We start from the raw sequence: 23,400 nt of genomic DNA, 5'->3' as shown, positions 1-23,400 counted from the left end.
TCATTTACACAAATAAATACAGGTGCGTGGCGCCGTTCTGGAACGAAATTTCCTCGTTTCAGCACTCAGGTGTGCGCCTCAGGAACACGGAAGATCTTTTGGGAAGGCGTCTTTTTAACCCAGCAAGGTAAACCAGATGACCAACACGAATGCAGTACAGCAAACCTTCAGGCCACAGTTGGCGCCGATGGCCAAAGCGCCTATACCGGCTGCGCTGAACGCCGCGCACGGCGCCGCGAACGATGACGTCACGCTGCTCGCCGAATATATCGCTGGCCTGCAAAACAAGTTGAAAGGCGTCGATGAAAAGATCGAGGTGCCAAAAAACACGCTGTTGGGGCAGTGGTTGACCCTCTATCACACCCAGCTTGAGCGTCCGGTTGTACAGGAGTGGATGCGCCAGCAGCACATCGATCCCGCCACCGTCAGCATCGTTGCCAGCACAGGCGTGTTGCATGCCACGGTCGATGGCGTAGCCAGAAGATTTACCCTGAGCGACACCCCGGGCTGGAAAGCTATCGCCGAGCCAATATTGGCAGCGGCGCGCGTTATAACGCCCACGCCGGAAACCCCGTTGCACCTGTCGTTCGAGAATGGCGTCCTGAAGGTGCCTCTGGCGGTGGTCGGCGATTTTTATGGCCAACCGCGCATCGACGATGACGAGGTTCAGACAGAACGTGAAATCAAGATATTGATCGCCACCAAGCGCTTGCGCCCTATCTCTGCAGGCGACCCGTTGCGACCTGCCGCGACCCGCTCTGCGCAGGCCCTTGCAGATCAACGTTTAAGTGCTGAAACGTTTTATGCCGACAAACCCCAGGACAGCAGCGCCACAGCCACCAGGGTACAGACCAAAACGGTAAAACACCTCATAGCAGACAAGGCAGACCTTTACGATTTGGCCGTCAAGCTCCGGTACGCGGCCACCCAGGGTGATGGCCAGCCTGCTACCCCCGCCCAGATCGAATACAGCTTGAACAACGAACGGTTAGTCCCTTTCGTAGGGTCGTCATATGCCATGGCGCAAGGCCCGGCGCCAACATTGGCAGTAGCGCTGAACGACCTCGGCATTGCTCTTCCGCGGACCATGGAAGAGCTCAATGCGTTGGCGAACACATTGGAGCAGCGGTCGCTATTGAGCCCGCTGGGCAATCTGGGTGGCGCACTGTCCTGGCCAATCCCGATGTCGCAAGCCGATCAACAAAAAATGTTGGATTTCCTCTACAGCGCCGAGCCCGGTGCGCCGGGCGGGGCATTGTCACCTGACAGCCAGGCGACGCTCGGTTACTTGATCAGAGGCAGTGCATTGACGGCGAGCGATCTGCAGGACCCGGAAAAGGCCCTGCAAAAACTGCTCGACACGCCCAGGGCCCAGGCGCTGGGTGAAACTCTGCAAACGCAGATGAAAGGCGCCTCCTCGGACACCAGTATCTACGACTATCTATTGACCGCGCTCAACCTTGGAATGGATCCCAAGTCGTCTGTTTCGCGCGAACGCAACGTCGTGGGCGAATTTGACCTGGCGGACTCACAGCATTGAGGTCATTCACCCTCCTCGGTCATTGAAAGCCTTGGCGAGCATCTTGTCGCCACCCAAAAAGCAACGGTAGATACCGCAAAGCTCGCCACTCACCTGTTGCTAGGCCATACGGCACCGCAGTTTCTGATTAAAGATATTCCCGAGAACCTGACCGTCGGCAGCCAGGCGTGGGCTTTCCTGTCGATTGCAGCGGCAACTATAGAAGCCGAGCGACCTGGCGCTGTGAGGCACATGACGTTCGCCGAGGTCATGCTGGAGTACAACGCCTCCAAAGGCCGATCACCCGCTACTGAATACGCCCAAAGTACCGCGCTGGTCGATTGGGCTGTCGCCAACGGCGTGATCGCAAAAAGTGCTGACGACAACTACACCCCGGCCCAACTTGACAGCATAAAAGCCAGCTTCAACCAACAACTGGAAGAACGACTCTCCGGTTCCCAAATGCTCTACGAAGCAATCCCTACACGAAAAGAAATTGCGCTGGCCCAATTAAAGGAACGCTTCGGGGACCTTGGCCCAGTATTCGAAAAGAAAGTACTGGGTACTGATAGTTATCGAGGCACCGCGGACCAAACTGGGCTGGTCGGCCGACATTCGATGTTGGATATCGCCATGATGGACATGCCCAATCCACGACCTTTCAAGTCAGACGACCCCAGCATCCCATTGGAGCAGCTGAATGCCACCCCGATAGTGGGTGTGCAGGAAGCCTTCGAGGAGCAGTTCACCAAAGCCATCTGGAATAAAAAGACCGGGATTAACGCGACGATCAGGCACATGATCGCGCAGCTTCCACTCGAAGACAGACAAAACCTGGAGTTTGGAAAAGTCACTGTATTTGAAGAGAGTTCACATCGGCTGGGCACGGGTTTTTTACCCAATAACACAGAGCACCAAAAACAACCGGGGCTGTTACTCCGAACAGAACTGAATGGTAAGTCTCAAGCCTACGAAATCAATTTAAATGACAGCACGATCAAGCAGATCAATCTGAGCCGGGCAAAAACCAAGGTGTCGAGAGCAGCCAACCTGGTGTCTGAGACTAAGGAAATCACGTTCAACCACCACGTGCATGACTTGGGCACCGAACGTGGCGTGCTGGCGGCACCTATGGATAGCTTTAACAGCATTCGATCCAACCTGATTGCCAGCGCATTTGTCGAGCACCTCGAACTTGATGACCCCAGCATCAAAGAAGAAGCCCGCGGGCAAACCACCCTGGATGAGTTACAAGGCGGTCCCAAGCCACTTGACGAATTTTTATTAAATCTGATCCCGTTCAGATCAGCCATTGTCAATTTCAATAGCGGCAACTACGGTGAGGCAGCCCAAGACCTCACAATGGATATATTCGGCTTTCTCACTGCCGGCGCTGCAGTCGCAGGCAAGCTGATCAAGATCGGTCGCTCAGCGCTGTCCATTGGTTCCAAGGTACTGAACGGCACCCGAGTCATCGGCGCCGAAGCCATTTCCCTACTTAACCCTTTCAGTGGCTTGAATGAACTGGCGGCGCAGGGAGGCAAACTGCTGCTGAAAGGCGGACGTTACGCACTGGACAAAAGTCTTGAAGCCGTTAACAAACTCAAAGGGGCTACCGGCAACTATGACTTGCTTAAAGCCGCGAGTAAAAGTCAGGGTATAACAGCAACGGGCACCTACAAGTTTTTAGAGCAAAGGGTGGACGTGGGTGCGACCCTGCAAAACAATAAATGGTATGCACTTGACCCCATCAGCCAGAAGCCCTTTGGGCAACCGCTGCTTGACTTCAAACCCGTCACTGTTGCTGGGAATGGTGAGATAAACCACAACTTTCTTAACTGGTTGTCCACGTGGGTGGCGCCAACCCCCCGGACCCCTAATCTTCGCGAAGCGTTTAAGAGGACCATAGAGGACGTCAAGCTTAACGATATCGCTGGTTACAACCGTGGCTACGCAAACCCAAAGGGCCAAACCATAGACGGCTACGACCCCTCCATGAACGTGCTTGACCTTAAAGAGTTGGCCATCCTCCCCCGCCGAACCCCCGAAGAGACAGGCGCACTGGCCAAACTGATAGAAGATCTGCAGACCAAAAACAGTCTTGAGTACGCCAGGATATTTAGCGAAGAAATAACAAAGGCAGGCGGTAAAGCCACCGGTATGCCGCAAAACTTCTACCTGGCTTCAAACGACCTTACGTCATCAGGAGAATGTGCTGCGTTGGCTAACACCATGGCGTTGGCTATTCAGTATGGTAAAGAGCGTGTACTGATCGATAATTTCTTCAAAGCCAGCTTAAATTCCATCGACCCCACCATTGCTGGTTTCCGCCGACAACTGAACAGCATGCACCAAGTGCTTAGCGTGAACTTTCACGGCACCAAACCGGTTTCCCGACTAGCGTACACCGACATTATTACTGACCTCAGTAATAGACCGACATCAACCACCTTCAAGATCAGCACCCAAAATCACGGGCTTCTGGCGGGCGTCATTGTCAATAACAACCAGAAGGAATGGTTTTTCTTTGATCCCAACTTTGGCCTGGCGAAGTTCCCGGACGAAGCTTCAATGCGTCGGGGTCTGGACGCTACCTTGAATAGCGGCTGGAGCGCCGGCACGCTTCAACCGGTCGCCATTAACCGCGGCATTCCGGAGTACGACGTCAGCACCTTCAATGACTTCGACTTTCTGGCGACGGTTCCTTACAACAACCCGTTCGCACTGTTCAATACAGCGCTCTGACCCACCTGTGACGCCCTTGCGTGAATGGCACTGTTGAACGGTGCCATTCACGCATCACGTCATCCCCCGTGCCACGGACTTGCACGCGACATTTGCGCCCATTCCCTTCACAATGCCTGCACCTACGGAACTTGCCGAGATTGACGCGACTCATTAGAGAATGGTCTTTCAACCGCCAAAGACCTGCCCATTTCATTTTTTCGGGAATTTTGATTATGTCCGCCACCCCCTCCACCCTCCTTGTAGTCGAAGACGACGCCATCGTGCGCATGCTGATCGTCGATGTACTCGAAGAATTGGAGTTCACAGTAATCGAAGCGGCGGACGCTGAAGAAGCTTTGAAGGTGGTCGAAAACACCGCTCAGGTGATCGACCTGATGATGACCGATGTTGGCCTGCCCGATATGGACGGTAAACAACTGGCCGCCAAGGTGCGTGAGCTACGCCCTGACCTGCCAATCCTGTTCGCCAGCGGCTATGCCGAAAGCATTGATGTGCCGTCCGGCATGCAGGTGATTGGCAAACCCTTCTCGATCGATCAATTGCGCGACAAAGTCAAATCAATGCTGCCCCACGCCTAGTCCCTTATCTGCCTCAGGCCGCCTGAAGCGGGCGGCCCTTGAGGCCTCAGCGTCTTTCGTCTTCCCTTGGCACTCCAGCGCTCATTTGACTGAGCCACTCGCGCGTCAGGGATTTGCTGCTAGCTTCAATCGATATCATCCGTGAAGGCCCGAGCGCGTCATCGTCAACACCTGTGTCGAACCGCAACAGACAGGGGCGTGCCAAGGCGATGATTGGCCTCAGTTGACCTGGTTTGCAGGGATTAACGTGACGTTCGGGAAATAAAACTGGAAACTCGTCGCCTTCAACTCCCGTCAGTCAAAAGAACTCTGGAAGGACGCAACAACATGATTGGAAAACCGACGCGCCTGCTGTTGGCGAGCCTCTCGATATTCATGAGCACCGGCGCCTGGGCTGACTTCACGGCAACCCCCGCCGAAGCGCGGGCGATTGCCAAGGAAGCCTACCTGTATGGCTACCCGGTCGTGGCAATGTACAAGACGCTCTACACCCAGGCCGTCGATAAAGGCGGGGCCAATTTCAAGGCGCCGTTCAACCATATCGGCAACACCGCGCAGGTGTTCACCCCCAAGGACACGGCTTTCGCCACACCGAATTCGGACACGCCCTACTCTTTCGTATGGATGGACCTGCGCAAAGAGCCGTTGGTGTTGACCCTGCCCAAGATCGAAGACAACCGTTACTACTCGGTGCAGTTGATCGACCTCTATACGCAGAACATCGCCTACCTGGGCACCCGCAGCACCGGCAACAACGGCGGCCACTACATGATCGCCGGCCCGGACTGGAAAGGTCAGCAGCCGGTTGACGTGGACCGCGTGGTGTACAGCGAAAGCAATATCGCCTACGCCCTGTACCGCACGCAGCTGTTTGATGAAAAGGACTTGAACAAGGTCAAGCAGATCCAGAGCGGCTACAAAGTGCAGCCCCTGAGCAGCTACGTGAAACAGCCTGCGCCGGCTGCGGTGCCGAAGATTGAATGGCCCAAGCCGATGGCCACAATGACCGAAGGCCCGCAGCTGTTTCGTTACCTGAATTTCATGTTGGCCTTCGCTGCCCCTCAGGACAGCGAAAAAGACCTGCTGGCGCGCTTCGCCAAGATCGGCATCGCCCCGGGTGCGCCGTTCAAGGTCAAGGACTTGACCGCAGAACAACGCAAAGCCCTGGAAGACGGGATTGCCGACGGCCGCGCAGAATTCGCCGCCTTCAAGAAAGACAAAATCGACACCCACCAAGTGACCAGCGGCGACCTGTTCGGCAGCCGCGACCGCCTGAAAAACAACTATCTGTACCGCTACGCCGGTGCGGACCTGGGAATTTTCGGCAACTCCTCCGATGAGGCCATTTACCTGAGCTACTTCGTCGACAGCGAAGGCAAACCGGCCAATGGCGCACGTCACAGCTACACCGTGCACTTTGACAAGGACCAACTGCCGCCCGCCGAAGCGTTCTGGTCGCTGACCATGTACGACGCCAAGACCAAGCTGCTGGCGCCCAACCTCAAGAAGCGCTACCTGATCAATTCGCGGATGTTGCCCAACCTCAAACTGGACGCCGACGGCGGCCTGACCCTGGCGTTGCAGCACCACGAGCCACCGAAAGCCGAACAGAACAACTGGCTACCGGCACCGCCCGGCCCGTTTTACGCAGTCCTGCGCATTTACCTGCCCAAGCCTGAAGCGAGTAACGGCCAATGGAAATTGCCACCGCTGACGCCGCTCAAATAATCCTCGGCTAACAGCAACGTGCCCGTTCGCCCCCGGTTTGCGACCGGGCACGCACCTTCCGGGTCTTCCAAGCGCTTGCGCCAAGCACTCCAGCAAGACCGCGACCTCCCTCACTCCCACTGGTTCAGCGGACACGAAACCGGGTAAGGTGCGCGCGTTATTTATGGAGTTGTACCGCACATGACTTGCTGGGATGTCCTCGGCCTATCCCCGAATGCCGATAGCCGCACGATCAAACGCCAATACGCCACCCTGCTGAAGAAAACCCGACCGGATGATGATCCGCAAGGCTTTCAACGCCTGCGTGAAGCGTACGAACACGCGTTGAGTTGGCAACAATGGGCGCAGGAAGACAACAGCGCCGAGCTGGCAGTGGTAACCGTGCCGACGGCCTTGGCCGCTGACACCTTGCAGGCGCACTACAGGCTGGCAAACCGCCTTCGACACCTTGCCGCTGTTGCACGCGATTGTGCTGGGCTGCCTCGTCGGAGCGCTGTTCCAGTCGCCCTGGCAAGCGGGCGCATTAGTGGACGCTGCGGGCGACGCATTGGCCTGGTCGATGGCCTACATGGCCGTTGGCGCACTGGCCTGGCAGGTGTGGCGCCCGTTGGCGCATTGGCTGCGCGTGCTGGATGAACGTCTTGGTGCGAAACTGCCGCGCGGGTTGAGCCCCACCCGCCTGCCATTATTGCCGGTGCGCGACCTGATTCCGGGTGCGGCCATGAGCATTGCCATCAGCGCTCGGTTCGGGCCCGTCGCCGGCCTGACACTGGTGGCGGTCCTGGCTGCCGTCGGCGCGTACAAGCGCCAGGCACGCGTGCGTTGACCGAGACACGCGGCTTGCCTACCAGCGTCAGCTCAACTGAGCAACGGGCTGTGCTGCAAGCGCGTTTGGGCAGGATTGCGCCGGGGCACCCGACGCTGAACGAGCCCGCTCAAGCGCGATCGCGCGGGATCAGGCTCTGCAACTGCGACGCCAGGAAATTAGCGTCGAAGGCGAACGTGTCCGGGTCCTTCAGGCCGTTGGTTTTTTTCCACAGCCAGTCGTTTTTATCAGCCGGCAGCACCAGCGATACGCTGCCGTGCCGGGCGGCGGTCAAGCCCATCACCGACACGGCAATCGAGCCGCCCGCCCCCATCACGTCCGGCACGAACTCCACGGTTTTGCCGGTGATGTGCACCGTCAGTTTCTCTGTTTTGAAGGTCGACGTTTCAATCGGCAGGCTCGGGCTACTGGCGACATAGGCCTCACGATGGACTTCCAGCAGGCCAGTGGTCTTGACGGGTTCCAGCCATTGCTCGATCTGCCCGAACAGCTCACCGAGCTTCTGCGCCCAGCGCGCGGACTGCAGGTCGAATTGCTGTTTTTTGTGCGCTTCGCTGTCGGCGTAATGACGAAGCATCTCGCCCAATTGCTGTACATCGTCCATTGCTGATTTCCTTGGGTGGGCCAGGTTGCGGACGGTGATCATGGCAGATGCGGCGGTTCAGCGTGCGGCTTAAAACTGCACCGGTCATTTGGCCGGCAACTGCGTATGACTAATGCGCAGCCGATGGGTAAGGTGAGTCGACATCCCCTGTCAGGAGCATCGCATGCGCACCATCGGCCTTATCGGCGGCATGAGCTGGGAGTCCAGCGCCGAGTATTACCGCATTATCAATCAGCGCGTGCGTGACCAGCTGGGCCCGCTGCGCTCGGCGCAACTGTTGATGTACAGCGTGGATTTCGGCCCGGTCGAACAGGCCCAGCATGCCGGCCGCTGGGATGACGCCGCGCTGATCCTCGAGGATGCGGCGCGCCGCTTGCAGGCCGGCGGTGCGGACTGCGTGGTGCTGTGTACCAACACCATGCATCGGGTGGCGCCGCGTATCGAGGCGGCCGTGTCGATTCCGTTCCTGCATATCGCCGATGCGGCCGGTGCCGCTGCGGTAGCGGCCGGTACGCTGACGGTCGGTTTGCTGGGCACGGCATTCACCATGGAGCAGGACTTTCTCACCTCGCGCCTGACCGCCCAGGGCTTGACCGTGTTGGTGCCCGACGCAGACGAGCGCCAGGCCGTGCACCGAATCATCTATGAGGAGTTGTGTGTCGGCGTGATCAGCGCCGCGTCACGCCAGGTCTATCAGCGGGTGATCGAGTCGCTGGCCGCACGTGGCGCCCAGGCGATCATTCTGGGCTGCACGGAAATCGGTCTGCTGATCAAACCGCAGCACAGCAACCTGCCATTGCTGGACACCACCGAGCTGCATGCGCAGGCTGCGGTGGCGTTTGCGCTGCAGGGTTAAGCCGACTGACGCAGGCGCGCCATGCTCAGGGTGTCGACGAAGACGCCGTCACGCAGGGCGTAATCGCGCATCCGGCCTTCGACCTCGAAGCCGAACTTGCGATAGAGGTTATGCGCCGCTTCGTTGTCGGCGTACACCGTCAGTTCGACGCGGCGCAAGTTCATCCAGTTGTCGGCCACGTCCAGCGCGGCCGCCAACAGCCTGGAGCCGACGCCCTTGCCTTGCCAGGCGCTGGCGACGCCCATGCCGAACGAACCGACATGGCTGCGGCGCACACGCAGGGTTTGCTCCAGGCCAAGCTGGCCGATCACTTCCCCTGCATGCATCGCCACCAGCTGCAGCCGCCGCTCGTCATCCAGCGCCAGTTTGTTACGCCAAGCCTGCACCGATTGGAAAGGCATTTGCAGCACCTGACGGCACACAGCCGGTTCGTTGTAGAGCGCAGCGACGCCTTCAAGGTGGGCCTCGGTGAAGCGCTGGATCACGACAGGGGATTCAGGTGTGTGCATTGCGTTTCTTCCTTGGAAAAACAAGTGGCCGCCCAGTGTAGAGGCCAAGCCCGCAGGCTGGCTAGGGTGCTGGCACTGTCGTCCACAGCGACGGCCAATCGCCGTAACCCACCCCATTGCAGCGCGGCATCTGATGCAACTCGCGCAGCTGGAAAGCCTTGCCGTCGAACACCCAGACACCGCCCTCACCGCAATCACCCACGCCACGCAGTTTGTAGAAATAGCTCAAGGTGCCGGTGGTTGGGTCGTAGTCCACCGACCCTTGCAGGGCAGCGCCGTCCAAGGGCAACGGTTGAATGCTCAAGGTGGTTTCGGAGTACGGCGCCTTGCGCTCGCGGCTGCTGACTTCGTACTCGCAGGTGTAGGCCGCGCAGTCATAGCGAACCACTGTCAGGGCTTGAGCCTCGCTCAGGGCGCCGACTTCGGCCTCGGGTTTCATCGCGGTGTCGGTGCTGTTGATCGCCTTCACCGCTGCGGCGGCCAGTGCGGCCTGTTCCTGGTAGTTGAGCGCTGGCGCCGACGTGAACGGGCGCAGCACCGGTGGCGGCAAGCGTGCCGGCACGCCGCTGGCCGCGCCCTTGCCAGGCCGCGCGAGTGCGGTGACGTTATCCACCCGCCCTTGCACCGCGTCCATCAATAGCAGCGAGGCACTTAGCCCGCTCAGGGACACATGCGCGGTGTCATCGCCAGGTAACTGCAAACGCTGGCCGTTGCGCAAGCGCTGCAGCCAGAGCCGCGCCGGCGCGTCCTCGATCACGCCGTAGGATTGCATTTGGGGATCAACACGCTGATCGTCCAACTGCACCTGCAGGCTGCGCATCAGTGCCTGGCCCAGGGGCTTTCCATCCAATTGCAGGGTCGAAAGGTCCAGCGCCTCACCGCGATGATCAACGCGCAAACGCAGGTAGCCTTCGGGGCCGGCTTGATGCCAGATATGCAAGGTCAGGGAACTGGCGTCTTGCTCGTCAACGCCGCTGGGCGCGCTGAGGGCGTGACAATTGCGCAGGTTGTCGCAGCCGATGACCCAATTCTTGATTTCCCGCAGCAGCGGGACGGTTTCAGTCGCGGGTTGAGCGAGGGCCGGGGCGCTGATGCCAGTCAGCAACAGGGCCAGGAATGCGGTGCGCAGCATGGGACTCTCCGTGTCGAAAAACGGCGCGGATTGTCCCACGTTCACGGCGTTGCGTCAGCGCCCGGTCGCGGTGCGCCACAGTCGCGCAATATCTGCCGCACGCTCGCGCAGCAGGCGCGGCGCATCGCTGCACGCCTGTTCGAGGCTCATCGGCCCGGACGGCAAGGCGAATGCGGCGTTCACGCCGTGGCTGTACATGTGCTCGTAGCCCTCGCCCAGGGTGCCGGCAATCACGATGACGGGCACGTTGTGCTGCTGGGCGATGCGCGCCACGCCGAAAGGGGTTTTGCCGCGCAGGGTCTGGGCGTCGAAACGGCCTTCGCCGGTGACCACCAAATCAGCCCCCTGCACCGCTGCGTCCAAACCAACCAGTTCGGCCACCACCTCCACACCCGCGCGAAATTGCGCGCCAAGGAACGCTTTGGCGGCAAAACCCAAGCCACCGGCGGCGCCGCTGCCGGGTTCATCGCGCACGTCTTTGGGCAGGACCTTGGTGCAGTGATCGGCAAAGTGACCAAGGGCTGCGTCCAGTTGTTGGACCTGCTGCGCGCTGGCACCTTTTTGCGGGCCGAAAATGGCAGACGCGCCGTGCGGGCCACACAGCGGGTTGTTCACATCGGCAGCAATGTCAAAACGCACCTGAGCCAAACGTGGGTCCAGTTGTTCAAGGCTGATCCGCGCAAGCCGCGCCAGCGCCAGGCCACCCGGGGCAAGTGCCTGACCTTGCGCATCGAACAGTTGCACACCCAGCGCCTGCATCGCCCCGGCACCGGCATCGTTGGTCGCACTGCCGCCAATCGCCAGAATGATGCGCCGGGCACCGGCGTCCAGGGCTGCACGGATCAGTTCGCCCGTGCCGTAAGTGCTGCTCGAACAGGCGTCGCGCTTGCCCGGCGCCAGCAGTTGCAAACCACTGGCTTCGGCCATTTCGATAATCGCGGTATGGCTGTCGGCCAACCAGCCCCAGCGAGCCTCAACCGACGCGCCCAAGGGGCCTCTAACCGTCTGGCTGCGCAACTCGCCATTGCAGGCGGCAAGCACCGAATCCACCGTGCCCTCGCCACCGTCCGCCATCGGGCACTGCACCAGATGTGCCTGCGGCCAGACCTCGGCCAAGCCTTCGGCGATGGCCTGGGCGACGCCTTCGGCGCTCAGGCTGTCTTTGAACGAGTCGGGGGCGATGATGATTTTCATGGGCGTTCTCCGGTTTTTATAACGCCCATGCTGCCAGTTGGCTGCGGCAATGACGCCGGTCCGATGCACAAGTGTGGCGCAGCTTTGTTGTTCATTCCGACAAAGCCTGGGGCAAAAGCTGGACGCCAAGGTACAGGGCCAGCATGCCGTCGAGGGTCAACGGGTCGACGCCGCTGAGCTCGGCAATGCGTTCCATTCGGTAGCGCAAGCTGTTGCGGTGGATGCCCAGCGCGTCGGCGCAGGCCTGGCTCTGGCCGTCGTGGTCGCACCAACTGCGCAGCGTGGCAAGCAGTTGGCCATTGGTGTCCTTGGCCAGGACTTTGCGCAACGGGTTCAGCAGTTCATCCAGCGCATCATCGTTGCGGTGGCGCCAGAGCATCACCGGCAGGCGATAGCGGTTGAGCGTCAACAAGCGTGAGTGAGGCAAGATGTCACGACCGTAGGCCAGCAGATCGCCGACCCGGCGATAACACCGGCGCAAGCCCGCCAGGCCATCGGCTTGCCCACCGACGGCAACCCGCAGGATGTTCCAGCCCAGGCCCTGAAGTTTTTCCAGCAACCGTGGGTTGTCCACCTGCACGGCCGCCGGCCGGCACCACAACAGAGAGAATTGCGCAGAGCTGACACACCAACTGTCCGGGTAACGGCTGGTCAGCCACGCGCTCAGCGCCTCGGCCGACTGACCCACGCCCAGTTCAAACAGGTACGGCGTGCGCGGCATGTGCGGCTTGAGCCCCAGTTGCTGGGCCTCGTCCACCAGGCGCGGCGATTCACCGCGTTCGGCCAGCAATAACGCGAGCAGGTCATCGCACCGCTGGCGTCGCCATTGCTGCTCGGCTTGCTGATGACGGTGGCTGACCAACATCTCGGCGGTCATGCGCACCAGTTCAGCGTAGGTGCGCAACAGCTCGGGTTCACCGGTAATGCCCAGCACGCCGATCAGGCGTTGGTCGTGCATTAAGGGCAGGTTGATGCCCGGCTGCACGCCCTTGAGGTGCTTGGCAGTCTGGCCGTCGATCTCGACTACCCGGCCGTTGGCCAGCACCAGCTGCGCGCCCTCATGGCGGGTATTGATGCGCTCCGGCTCGCCGCTGCCCAGAATCAGGCCCTGGCTGTCCATGACGTTGACGTTGTAGGGCAGGATCGCCATGGTGCGATTGACGATATCCTGCGCCAGGTCATGATCCAGCTCGAACATGGGGCTAAATTCCTGAAAAAAGCGAGTTGGTCATAGGCACAGCGCAAAGCGTGCTTGACTGTGCGCAAGCACAAAGACAGCACCCCGCAAGGTGGCCGAGACTCATTGGGCGATCAACGTTACCTTCGCATCGCGAAAAATCATAATAAAGAGAGACTGACATGTCACAGAGCGCCGCTGCCACACTGGCCACCGATGACGATAAAAACGCCATCTACAAGCGCATTACCCTGCGCCTGATCCCCTTCATTTTCATCTGCTACCTGTTTAATTACCTTGACCGGGTAAACGTTGGTTTTGCCAAGTTGCAGATGCTCGATGCGTTGAAATTCAGTGAAACGGTGTACGGCCTGGGGGCCGGGATTTTCTTTATCGGTTACGTACTGTGCGGCGTGCCGAGCAACCTGGCGCTGACCAAGTTCGGCCCGCGGCGCTGGATTGCGCTGATGATGATCGTGTGGGGCACGCTCTCCACATGCTTGCTGTTCGTGACCACGCCAACACACTTCTATGGCCTGCGCCTGTTGACCGGTGCCGCTGAAGCCGGGTTCTTCCCAGGCGTGGTGCTGTACCTCTCGCAGTGGTTCCCGACCTTTCGCCGTGGGCGGATCATGGCGTTGTTCATGTCGGCAATCCCGGTGTCCGGCCTGCTCGGCAGCCCGTTTTCCGGCTGGATCCTCAACCACTTTGCCGCCGGCCAGGGTGGCCTGGCCGGCTGGCAGTGGATGTTTGTGTTGCAAGGCATCCCGACGGTGATCCTGGGCGCGCTCGCCTATTTCCTGCTCAGCGACAGCTTTGCCAATGCCAAGTGGCTTACGCCGCATGAGCGTGCAGTGCTGGAGGCCGACCAGGCAACGGATCTGGCGAACAAGCCGAAAACCACCACAGATTCGCTCGGCGAGGTGTTCAAGAACCCTGCCATCTGGGCGTTCGGCCTGATCTACTTCTGCATCCAGAGCGGCGTGTACGCGATCAACTTCTGGCTGCCGTCGATCATCAAGAGCCTGGGCTTCAGCGATAACCTGGTGATTGGCTGGCTCAGCGCGATTCCGTACCTGCTGGCCGCGGTGTTCATGTTGCTGGTGGGCCGCTCCGCCGACTTGCGTAAGGAGCGTCGCTGGCATTTGGTGGTGCCGATGTTGATGGGGGCTATCGGTTTGGTGATCGCCGTGAATTTCGCCACCACCCCGGCGATTGCGATTCTTGGCCTGACCATTGCCACCATGGGCGCCCTCACCGGCCTGCCGATGTTCTGGCCGGTGCCGACCGCCATGCTCAGTGCCGGCGCTGCGGCCGGTGGTTTGGCGCTGATCAACTCCATGGGCCAGATGGCCGGCTTCCTCAGCCCGTATATCGTAGGGTTTGTGAAGGATGCCACCGGGTCCACGGATGTGGCGTTGTACTTGCTGGCGGCGGTGATCGTTGCCGGCAGTGTGCTGGCGCTGCGCATGACGCGCACATTGAAGGTATAACGCGCGCCCGGCAGCAATCAGTTCAATGTGGGAGCGGGCTTGCTCGCGAATGCGGTGGTTCAGTCGATACATTCGGTGACTGACGCACTGCTTTCGCGAGCAAGCCCGCTCCCACTTTTGTTGCCGGGTTTACAACAGGCCACCGCCGTCGATGTCGATCACGGCGCCAGTGACAAAGCCATTCTCCATGGCCAGCACGTACCCCGCTGCCACTTCGTCAGCCTGCCCCACGCGCCCCACCGGCAACGCGCCACCGGTCTTGGCAAACATCGCCTGGCGCTGTTCTTCTGCCAAGCCTGCATAAGCAGGCGTGTCGATCACGCCCGGGCTGATCACATTGACCCGCCGTGGCGCCAGTTCCTTCGCCAGTTGTTTACCCAGCGCCTCGGTCGCGGCATTGATGCCGGTCTTGATGAACTGGCCGGGCGCCAATTTACGGCCCAGTTGGCCAGAGGTCAGCGTGATGCTGCCGTGCTCGTCGAGAAATGGCAGCGCCTGTTGAATCGCGCGCAGCGAGCCCCAGAGCTTCACGTCGAAATTGTCCTGGGCCTCATCCAGGTCGGTGTCGAGCAAGGGTTTGGCGCGCACCGACGGCCCAGAGGTGTAGACCAGATGGTCAAAGCGCCCCACCGCCTCGAACAAGCGTTGCAAGGATGCAGTGTCGGTCACATCCACCGGCTCGCTGCGTACGCCGCCGGCGACACCGGACGTCAACCGTCGCCCGGCCAGCACCACCTGTGCGCCTCGCGCCGTGGCCGCTTTGGCCACGGCGGCGCCGATACCGCTGCTGCCGCCGATGACGATGACGGTTTTACCGCTGAGGGAAGATGCCATGGGTTAACTACCTGACTAAGAAAGTGAGCGTTGATCTTCTCAGCTTGGCAATCAGCGAAAAATCCCGGTAAAACGACAAGATCTTTAAAGGATTTTTACAAATGAGCTCAACCCTCGACCTTGAAGTGTTTGTGCGCACCGCCGACACCGGCAGCCTGTCAGCGGCTGCGCGCAGCCTCAACCTCACACCGGCTGCGGCGAGCATTGCGCTCAAGCGCCTGGAAACGCGGCTGGGCATCCGCCTGCTGGCCCGCTCCACGCGCAGCATGCGCCTGACCGAAGAAGGCCGGCGCTACCTGGACAGCGTTCGGGTCGCCCTGGAAGCTTTGTCGGAAGGTGAGCAGGCGATCAAGCAACAAGGCCAGAGCCTCAGCGGTTTATTGCAATTGGCGGCGCCCTCGGATTTTGGCCGCAATGTGCTGCTGGGCTGGCTGGACGAATTCAAGCTCGAACACCCGAACATCCGCTTGCAGTTGTTGCTCAACGACAGCAACGCCGACTTATTCCGCGACACCGTCGACATTGCCCTGCGCTTTGGCGTGCCACGCGACTCCAGCCTGGTCGCGCTGCCGGTGGTGCCTGGCCACCACCGCATTCCCTGTGCCAGCCCCGACTACCTCGCACGCCATGGCACACCGCGCACGCCGGCAGACCTGGCCCAGCACAGCACGCTGCGCTACATGCGCCGTGGGCAGGCCAACAACACCTGGTACTTCCGCCAGGGCGCACTGCTGCAGGAAGTCGAGGTGACGGGCGATTACCTCAGCGACGACGGCGAAATTGTGCGGCGCTGGGCGCTGGCCGGCCATGGCATTGCCTACAAGGCCAACCTGGACATCGCCAGTGATATCAAGGCCGGGCGCCTGGTGCCGCTGTTGCCCGACTGGCAAGGCGAACCCACGCCGTTCAACCTGATGTGCCCGCACCGCCTGCAAGTGTCGGAACGGGTGAAAGTGCTGCACCGATTTCTGCAGACACGCTGTCAGGCCTTGCTCAGTGCATGAAGAAACACGCGCCGGGCTTGTTCCAGAGCCCTCGAGTCTGGTATTGCAGGGTTCACGTTTCCCTGCCATGAGGAGCTTTGTATGATTTACCGCACATTGGGCCAGTCCGGGTTGAAGGTCAGCGCACTGACACTGGGCACCATGATGTTTGGCGAACAGACCAACACCGAAGACTCGCTGCGCATCATCGACAAGGCCTGGGACCAGGGCATCAATTTTATCGACACCGCCGACGTCTACACCGGCGGGCGTTCCGAAGAAATCGTCGGCGAGGCCATCGTTCGTCATCGCCAGGACTGGGTGGTGGCGTCCAAGGTCGGCATCGGCCCGGCCGACGGCGTGCCGAATCGCAGAGGGTTGAGCCGCAAGCGCATTTTCAACGCGCTGGAAGCCAGCTTGACGCGCCTGGACACCGACTACCTGGACATCTATTACCTGCACCGCGAAGACCATGACACGCAGCTGGACGTCACGGTGTCGGCGATTGGCGATTTGATCCGCCAGGGCAAGATCCGCTATTGGGGCCTGTCCAACTACCGGGGCTGGCGCATCGCCGAAGTGATGCGCGTGGCCGAGCGTTTGGGCGTGGACCAGCCGATCATCAGCCAACCGCTGTACAACATCGTCAATCGCCAGGCCGAGGTCGAGCAGCTCACCGCCGCAGCCGCCTACGGCCTGGGCGTGGTGCCTTACAGCCCGCTGGCGCGCGGCGTGCTCAGCGGCAAGTACGCACCCGACGTCACGCCCCAAGCTGGCAGCCGTGCAGCGCGTCAGGACAAGCGCATTCTGGAAACCGAATGGCGCGTGGAGTCACTGCGCATCGCCCAACAGATTCAGCAGTACACCCAAGGGCGCGGCGTCGGCATGGTCGAGTTTGCGATTGCCTGGGTGCTGAACAACGCGGCCGTGAGTTCGGCAATTGTCGGGCCGCGCACCGAAGCGCAGTGGGACGCGTACACCGGCGCGCTGGAAGTGAAGATCAGCGCTGAAGATGAGGCCTTTATTGATTCGCTGGTGACGCCGGGGCATTCGTCCACACCGGGGTTTAATGATGTGGGCCATTTTGTCTCGGGCCGCGTGGCGCGCGCCTAGCGCCTGCAACGTGTAGGTGTGTGGCGAGCGGGCTTGCCCCGCTACGCCCGCTTGCCTTAGGCGATTTGGCTGAACCTGGTGTGGCGAGAAAATTTCCTGCAAAACGCCCCAAAACAGCGCAACCGTCTGCCGCCAAAAGCACCATAATCCCCTCCTGAAATATCCCCCCTCTTTTGTAGCTATTCGTTTTCGCGAGGACAGTGTGTCTAAAGGTGTTGTGTTGTCGGTATTGGCCTCGGTGTTGTTTGCCGTGATGTATTACTTCACCTCGCTGCTCACGCCATTGAGCGGCCTGGAAATTTTCGGCTGGCGCATGTTGCTGACCGTGCCGTGCATGACCGTGTTCATGATCGTCAGCGGCGAATGGCGGCGGGTATGGGAGCTGGTACGGATGCTGGCGGCCAAGCCGCGGCTGATCGGCGGTGTGCTGTTGTCGTCGGCGTTGCTCGGCGTGCAACTGTGGCTATTTATGTGGGCACCGCTCAATGGGCGCAGCCTGGATGTGTCGGTCGGCTACTTTCTGCTGCCGCTGACCATGGTGTTGACCGGGCGCCTGGTGTACGGCGAGCGCTTGTCGCGCCTGCAGCAGATCGCGGTATTTTTTGCCGCGCTCGGCGTGCTCAACGAGTTGTATCAGGCCGGTGGTTTTTCCTGGGCAACCCTGGTGGTGATCATTGGTTACCCGATCTATTTTGTGGTGCGCAAATACCTCACCACAGATCACCTGGGCGGGTTGTGGCTGGACATGGCGCTGATGCTGCCCCTGGCCTGGTGGTTTGTGCAGCACGGCGAACAAGGCTTTGCCGTGATGGACAGTCATCCCAAGCTGTATGCATTGATTCCGATGCTGGGCGTGATCAGTGCCTCGGCGCTGGTCAGCTATATCGTGGCCAGCCGGCAGCTGCCTTTCAGCCTGTTCGGGCTGCTCAGCTATGTGGAGCCGGTGTTGCTGCTGGCGGTGGCGCTGATATTGGGCGAAGGCATCAAGGGCGGCCAGTGGCTGACCTATATCCCGATCTGGCTGGCGGTGATGGTGCTGGTGTACGAAGGCTTCAAGCACTTGGTGCGTCAGCGCAAAGCGTGATGCGCAGGCCATAAAAAGCCCGGCCGAGGGTTACCTCGGCCGGGCTTTTTTACGCTTAGTCGGCGGTCAGTACACCACGACGCACCTGGTCACGCTCGATCGACTCGAACAGCGCCTTGAAGTTGCCCTCGCCAAACCCATCATCGCCCTTGCGCTGGATGAATTCGAAGAACACCGGGCCCATCAGGGTTTCCGAGAAGATTTGCAGCAGCAGGCGCTTGTCACCGGCAATCGACGAACCGTCGAGCAGAATGCCGCGCGCTTGCAGTTGGTCCACCGGCTCGCCGTGGTTAGGCAGGCGGCCCTCGAGCATTTCATAGTAGGTGTCTGGCGGCGCGGTCATGAAGCGCATGCCGATGTTCTTCAGCGCGTCCCAGGTCTTGACCAGGTCGTCGGTGAGGAACGCCACGTGCTGGATGCCTTCGCCGTTGAACTGCATCAGGAACTCTTCGATCTGGCCCGCGCCCTTGGACGATTCTTCGTTCAGCGGGATGCGGATCATGCCGTCCGGAGCGCTCATGGCCTTGGACGTCAGGCCGGTGTATTCGCCCTTGATATCGAAGTAGCGCGCTTCACGGAAGTTGAACAGCTTCTCGTAGAAGTTGGCCCAATAGACCATGCGCCCGCGATACACGTTGTGGGTCAGGTGGTCGATGACCTTGAGGCCGGCGCCCACCGGGTTGCGGTCCACACCGTCTAGGTACACGAAGTCGATGTCATAGATCGAGTTGCCTTCGCCGAAACGGTCGATCAGGTACAGCGGCGCGCCGCCGATGCCCTTGATGGCTGGCAGGTTCAGCTCCATCGGGCCGGTTTCGATATGAATCGGTTGGGCGCCGAGTTCGAGTGCGCGGTTGTAGGCCTGCTGCGAATCCTTGACGCGGAACGCCATGCCGCACACCGACGGGCCGTGTTCGGCCGCAAAGTAGGAGGCCAGGCTGTCGGGCTGGTTGTTGAGGATCAGGTTGATTTCGCCCTGGCGATACAGGTGCACGTTCTTGGAGCGGTGGGAGGCGACTTTGGTGAAGCCCATGATCTCGAAGATCGGCTCCAGGGTGCCCGGCGTTGGCGATGCGAATTCGATAAATTCAAAGCCCATCAGGCCCATTGGGTTTTCGTATTGGTCTGCCATGGTGGCACCTCATCATTCTTGTCGTTAACACAGGTTTATTTGCGAGCAAGGATGAGGTTGCAGGGTGGCGCACAGGACAGGCCTCGCACGCTGCGCGCGAGGAAATCACCAAAGATGAGGGGGGAGCCGAGTAGCTTCATGGTTACATCAGTCTCTGACGGCCGAGGCTTGCGTGAGCGCAAGTCCATATTCTTGTATGCGTAAATCGATTCTACACAGCGTAACAGGGTTTGTCCGCACTCTTATCAAATCCCCAATGGCTTGGGCTGCGCAAGGGGTTTGTTGCACAGATGGATGCCCAGCAGGATCACCGCCCCGCCCACCAGCATCGGCGCGCTCAGGTGCTCATCCAGCAGCACGGCGCCGCAGATCACCGCTGTCAGCGGGTTGAGTGCGATGAACACGCCGGCGCGGGTCGCGCCGATGCGGCGAATGCCGTCATACCAGGCGATGTAGGCCAGCGCCGAGCCGAACACGCCCAGGTACAGCAGGCTGAGCAGTTGCGGTAAGTGGATCGCGCTCAGCGCATTTACGGTGAGCTTGCCACCGATCAGCGTGGTGAGCGTCAACATCGCCGTGCCCAGCAAGATCGACCAGGTCACCGTCTGCAATGGCCCCAGGCTCTGGTTGAGGCTGCGGGAACACAGCGAGTAGGCGCCCCACCCCAACACGCAGCCAAAAATCAGCAGATCGCCCACCCAGGTGTTGGTCGCACCCTGCAGCGCATGCGGATTGCGGCTGAGGATGACCGCACCCGCGCCGCCCAGGCACAAGGCAATGCCCAGGCATTTGGCCGTGCCTAGCCGCTCCTTGAACAGCCACCATGAACCCAGGCCGATCACGGCCGGGTTCAAGGCCACGATCAGCGACGCCCGCGACGCATTGATGTAATGCAGGCCGTAGAAGAAACACAGGTTGTAGAAAAAGATCCCGCAGAACCCCAGCATTGCCAACTGCGCAAGTTGCGTGACGCTGGGCCGAGCCAGGCGCACGCGTGCCAGGGCCATGAAGCCCAGCAGCGCCGCGCTGGCCAACACAAAACGCAGCGTGGCAGCCAGCATTGGCTCCACGTCGGCTGCCAGGTAGCGGCCGGCCACAAAGGTCGCGCCCCAGATCATGGTGACAGCGGCAAGTTTGAGGTAAGTCATGCGATCGGGAGAGGACGTCATTGGTGAGGCTCTGTGAATGTCAGGATTGGGATATCCTGTAGCTAATGACCGATCATCGTAAAATGAGTAATTGCTCATGACCCTTACGCAACTGCAAATCTTCTCGCGGGTGGCCGAGCTGCAAAGCTTCACCCACACCGCCCACCGCCTGGGCATCAGCCAGTCAGCCGTGTCGCATGCCATCAAGGCCTTGGAGCAGGAATTGGGCGTTGAGCTGTTTCGGCGCCATCAGTCCCAGGTCGAACTCAGTGATATCGGCCAGCAATTGCTGATGCGTGCGCGCACCCTGCTGGGCGTGGCCGACACCCTGCAACAGGAAGCCTCGGATGCGCGAGGCATGAAGCGCGGCACGCTGCGTATCGGCTCTTTTGGCCCGACGTCATCCAACCGCCTGCTGCCGCGCATTCTCGAGCCATTCAGGCGTCAGCACCCGGGCATTGAGGTGCACGTGGACGAAGGCCCGGACCGCCAAGTGATCCAGTGGCTGGACGAGCGGCGCATCGACGTGGGGTTTGTGGTGCTCGAACAGGAGCGCTTCGATACGTTTGCGCTGTTCAATGACCAGATGGTCGCCCTGCTGCCCGCTGCGCACCCGCTGGCTGCGCAACCTTGCGTGACCTTGAAGGCGCTGTGTGACGACCCGTTCATTCTCACCGACGCCGGCTCGCAGGAGCTGGTCTCGCGGTTGTTCAGCAGCGCGCGTCTGACCCCGAATGTGCGTTATCGCTGCTCGCAACTGCTCAGTACGCTTGAGGCAGTGAGCCGCGGCGACGGCGTGAGTGTAGTGGCGCAGGCGTCCTTGCCGCAGACGCCGGACGCACGTTACCAGGTGCGCCCGCTGTCGCCACGGGTGGGCCGTGATATTGGCCTGGCGGTGCTGGACCAACGCCAGTCGACACCTGCGACCCTGGCGTTCATCCAACTGGCGCAGACGCTGAATTTCCAGCGGTCCGGACTCATCTGACCGCGAGGTACAGCGAGCTTATTTCGCACGCGCCATCTATCATTTGATCTATCTGATCAGCCCTTCGGGGCTTTTCCCATCCTGCGACAGGCCGTCTCTCCATGCCCCTGACCGTAAACGGCCCGCGAAAACGCGCCACCCGCTATTTGATTACCACCCTCAGTGGCCTGCTGCCCATCGCGTTGGGGCTGGTCATCCTGCACTGGCAAGCCGAACGCACCCTGCAACAAAGCACTGCGCAAACCGCCCGTGAAGCCGTGCGCCAGTTTGACCTGATGCTCGATAACACCACCCTCGCCGCCCAGGCCTTGCTGCCACTGGCCGGTCAGCCGTGCGACAACGGCGCGCAGCTGGCGCTGCGTGAACAGGTCACGCGCCGGCCCTTTGTGCGCGCGACAACGTTGTCCTGGCAGAAGAACATCTATTGCAGCTCGCTGTTTGGCGATCACTACCAGTCGGCGGTCAACCCGGATGACTACGTGGACGGGAATCTGTGGTTGATGAATGGCAACCCGGTCACACCGGATACCGCGCTGCTGGTTAACCGGCTGGTCGAAGGCGACAAGGCCGCGTTCGCCTCGATTGATGGCTTTCACCTGGCCAACGTCTTGCGCCTGATCAGCCGTTACGCACACTTGGTGCTGCAAGTGGGCCCCAACTGGCTGGATGCCGACGGCAAGGTGCACAACACGCCCGTGCCGGTGTTCGAGGTGGCCCATCACCACCTAGCCTCAGAGCGCTATCACTACAGTGTTGACGCCGGCATGCCGGCCGGTGAAGTGTGGCGGTATATGGAAGCGCGCTATCCGGCACTGTTCAGCCTGCTGGTGTTTTTTGGCGTGCTGTCGGGCGTGCTTGCGCACTGGCTGCAAAAGCGCTCGTCTGCGCCCACCCATGAACTGCAACGCGCCTTGGGTGCCAACGAGTTCATTCCATACTTTCAACCAGTGGTGCGCGGCGACACGCGTGAATGGGCCGGCTGTGAAGTGCTGATGCGTTGGCAGCACCCAAAAGAAGGCCTGGTGCGTCCCGACCTGTTTATCCCGTTGGCGGAGCATTCCGGCCTGATCGTGCCGATGACCCGCGCCTTGCTGCGCCAGACCGCCGCGCAGTTGGCCCCGCATGCCGCGCGTTTCAGTCCGGGCTTTCATGTTGGCGTGAATATCACGGCACGCCACTGTGAGGATCTGGACCTGGTGGAAGATTGTCGAACGTTTCTCGCCGCGTTCACCCCAGGCCAAGTGACGCTAGTGCTGGAGTTAACCGAGCGTGAACTGATCAAGCCTACGGATATCACGCGGCGGCTGTTCGACGCGTTGCATCAATTGGGGGTGATGATTGCCATCGATGACTTTGGTACCGGGCACTCCAGCCTGGGTTACTTGCGCAACTTCAATGTCGATTACTTGAAAATCGATCAAAGCTTTGTGGCGATGATTGGCGCTGATGCACTTTCACGGCATATCCTCGACAGCATCATCGAACTGTCCGGCAAGCTGGACCTGGGCATCGTGGCCGAGGGCGTGGAAACAGCAGAGCAATGTGAATATCTGGCGGCGCACGGTGTGGATTTTCTGCAGGGTTACCTGTTTGGCCGACCACTCCCCGGTGAAGAGTTCATTAAGTCGCTGGCCAGCCGTTGAATAGCCACTCATTACCCTTGATGAAATAATCTTATTTAGGTAAACGACGTGATTTACTCGTGGGGCATTAACTACTACAATTTTTCCTGCCTGTGCTGAACTCGCAGAAAGGCC

20 protein-coding genes and 1 pseudogene are annotated in these 23,400 nt (G+C 60.3%); 13 read left to right on the top strand and 8 right to left on the bottom strand.

Going from position 1 to position 23,400, the window contains the following annotated elements:
* The first annotated feature begins 136 nt into the window (after positions 1–136).
* The 6 genes and pseudogenes from L8K08_RS10770 to L8K08_RS10745 all read left to right on the top strand — a co-directional run bounded on the left by L8K08_RS10770 (position 137) and on the right by L8K08_RS10745 (position 7,399).
* Entirely contained in the window at positions 137–1,540 is a 1,404-nt protein-coding gene (locus tag L8K08_RS10770) for a hypothetical protein (RefSeq protein WP_242196560.1), read from the top strand.
* Between the two features lie 231 nt (positions 1,541–1,771).
* The gene (locus L8K08_RS10765; protein ID WP_242196557.1) at positions 1,772–4,264 is read left to right on the top strand and encodes a hypothetical protein; all 2,493 of its coding nucleotides are present in this window, start codon (positions 1,772–1,774) and stop codon (positions 4,262–4,264) included.
* Positions 4,265–4,479: 215 nt separating this feature from the next.
* On the top strand, positions 4,480–4,845 hold the full coding sequence (locus L8K08_RS10760) for a response regulator (protein ID WP_145160837.1): 366 nt from the start codon (positions 4,480–4,482) through the stop codon (positions 4,843–4,845).
* Between the two features lie 327 nt (positions 4,846–5,172).
* A complete protein-coding gene (locus L8K08_RS10755; RefSeq protein WP_242196554.1) occupies positions 5,173–6,573 on the top strand; it encodes a DUF1254 domain-containing protein in 1,401 nt (466 codons plus the stop codon).
* A 180-nt stretch (positions 6,574–6,753) separates the two neighbouring features.
* Positions 6,754–6,915: pseudogene (locus L8K08_RS10750) on the top strand (J domain-containing protein); the annotation flags it as partial.
* 106 nt (positions 6,916–7,021) lie between these two features.
* Positions 7,022–7,399: a hypothetical protein gene (locus tag L8K08_RS10745; protein WP_242197933.1), complete on the top strand. Its 378-nt coding sequence runs from the start codon at positions 7,022–7,024 to the stop codon at positions 7,397–7,399.
* 109 nt (positions 7,400–7,508) lie between these two features.
* Here the strand turns inward: L8K08_RS10745 and L8K08_RS10740 are convergent, their stop codons facing one another.
* On the bottom strand, positions 7,509–8,003 hold the full coding sequence (locus tag L8K08_RS10740; protein WP_242196550.1) for a hypothetical protein: 495 nt from the start codon (positions 8,001–8,003) through the stop codon (positions 7,509–7,511).
* A 163-nt stretch (positions 8,004–8,166) separates the two neighbouring features.
* Between L8K08_RS10740 and L8K08_RS10735 the strand changes: the two genes are divergently transcribed.
* Positions 8,167–8,859, top strand: a complete 693-nt coding sequence (locus L8K08_RS10735) for an aspartate/glutamate racemase family protein (protein WP_145160846.1) — start codon at positions 8,167–8,169, stop codon at positions 8,857–8,859.
* Here L8K08_RS10735 and L8K08_RS10730 read toward each other — a convergent pair.
* The 4 genes from L8K08_RS10730 to L8K08_RS10715 form a co-directional block, all read right to left on the bottom strand.
* Positions 8,856–9,368, bottom strand: a complete 513-nt coding sequence (locus tag L8K08_RS10730; protein ID WP_145160848.1) for a GNAT family N-acetyltransferase — start codon at positions 9,366–9,368, stop codon at positions 8,856–8,858. The two genes, L8K08_RS10735 and L8K08_RS10730, sit on opposite strands and share 4 nt — an antisense overlap.
* 61 nt (positions 9,369–9,429) lie before the next feature.
* Positions 9,430–10,500, bottom strand: coding sequence for a DUF1176 domain-containing protein (locus L8K08_RS10725; RefSeq protein WP_242196547.1), 1,071 nt, complete (start codon positions 10,498–10,500; stop codon positions 9,430–9,432).
* 54 nt (positions 10,501–10,554) lie between these two features.
* Positions 10,555–11,694 carry a glycerate kinase gene (locus L8K08_RS10720; RefSeq protein WP_242196544.1) on the bottom strand — a complete coding sequence of 380 codons (1,140 nt, stop codon included), beginning with the start codon at positions 11,692–11,694 and terminating at the stop codon, positions 10,555–10,557.
* Positions 11,695–11,785: 91 nt separating this feature from the next.
* Positions 11,786–12,892, bottom strand: a complete 1,107-nt coding sequence (locus L8K08_RS10715) for a sugar diacid recognition domain-containing protein (protein ID WP_145160854.1) — start codon at positions 12,890–12,892, stop codon at positions 11,786–11,788.
* A gap of 161 nt (positions 12,893–13,053) precedes the next feature.
* Between L8K08_RS10715 and L8K08_RS10710 the strand changes: the two genes are divergently transcribed.
* Positions 13,054–14,364 carry an MFS transporter gene (locus L8K08_RS10710; RefSeq protein WP_242196541.1) on the top strand — a complete coding sequence of 437 codons (1,311 nt, stop codon included), beginning with the start codon at positions 13,054–13,056 and terminating at the stop codon, positions 14,362–14,364.
* 129 nt (positions 14,365–14,493) lie between these two features.
* On the opposite strand, the gene L8K08_RS10705 is transcribed toward L8K08_RS10710, so the two are convergent.
* Positions 14,494–15,198, bottom strand: a complete 705-nt coding sequence (locus L8K08_RS10705; protein WP_242196539.1) for an SDR family oxidoreductase — start codon at positions 15,196–15,198, stop codon at positions 14,494–14,496.
* 101 nt (positions 15,199–15,299) lie between these two features.
* On the opposite strand from L8K08_RS10705, the gene L8K08_RS10700 reads away from it, so the two are divergent.
* From L8K08_RS10700 to rarD, 3 genes are all read left to right on the top strand, one after another.
* Complete coding sequence (locus L8K08_RS10700; protein WP_242196536.1) at positions 15,300–16,202, top strand: LysR family transcriptional regulator; 903 nt, start codon at positions 15,300–15,302, stop codon at positions 16,200–16,202.
* Between the two features lie 81 nt (positions 16,203–16,283).
* Positions 16,284–17,294 (top strand): aldo/keto reductase, encoded by a 1,011-nt coding sequence (locus L8K08_RS10695; protein ID WP_242196533.1) that lies wholly within the window; start codon positions 16,284–16,286, stop codon positions 17,292–17,294.
* A 202-nt stretch (positions 17,295–17,496) separates the two neighbouring features.
* Positions 17,497–18,378 (top strand): EamA family transporter RarD, encoded by an 882-nt coding sequence (rarD, locus tag L8K08_RS10690; RefSeq protein WP_242196529.1) that lies wholly within the window; start codon positions 17,497–17,499, stop codon positions 18,376–18,378.
* A gap of 55 nt (positions 18,379–18,433) precedes the next feature.
* Here rarD and hppD read toward each other — a convergent pair whose 3' ends face one another.
* Both hppD and L8K08_RS10680 read right to left on the bottom strand, forming a co-directional pair.
* Entirely contained in the window at positions 18,434–19,510 is a 1,077-nt protein-coding gene (gene hppD, locus L8K08_RS10685) for a 4-hydroxyphenylpyruvate dioxygenase (protein ID WP_145160866.1), read from the bottom strand.
* 245 nt (positions 19,511–19,755) lie between these two features.
* Complete coding sequence (locus tag L8K08_RS10680) at positions 19,756–20,679, bottom strand: EamA family transporter (RefSeq protein ID WP_242196526.1); 924 nt, start codon at positions 20,677–20,679, stop codon at positions 19,756–19,758.
* A 76-nt stretch (positions 20,680–20,755) separates the two neighbouring features.
* Here L8K08_RS10680 and L8K08_RS10675 point away from each other — a divergent pair, with 76 nt between their 5' ends.
* Both L8K08_RS10675 and L8K08_RS10670 read left to right on the top strand, forming a co-directional pair.
* On the top strand, positions 20,756–21,643 hold the full coding sequence (locus L8K08_RS10675) for a LysR family transcriptional regulator (protein WP_242196523.1): 888 nt from the start codon (positions 20,756–20,758) through the stop codon (positions 21,641–21,643).
* A gap of 101 nt (positions 21,644–21,744) precedes the next feature.
* Positions 21,745–23,286 (top strand): EAL domain-containing protein, encoded by a 1,542-nt coding sequence (locus tag L8K08_RS10670; RefSeq protein WP_242196521.1) that lies wholly within the window; start codon positions 21,745–21,747, stop codon positions 23,284–23,286.
* Positions 23,287–23,400 lie beyond the last annotated feature (114 nt).

Source organism: Pseudomonas sp. TREG-RG-20F-10-E-6-01, assembly GCF_022662455.1.
GTDB lineage: Bacteria > Pseudomonadota > Gammaproteobacteria > Pseudomonadales > Pseudomonadaceae > Aquipseudomonas.
Note: the sequence above shows the minus strand (reverse complement) of the source record. Positions and strands in the feature narration are given on the sequence as shown.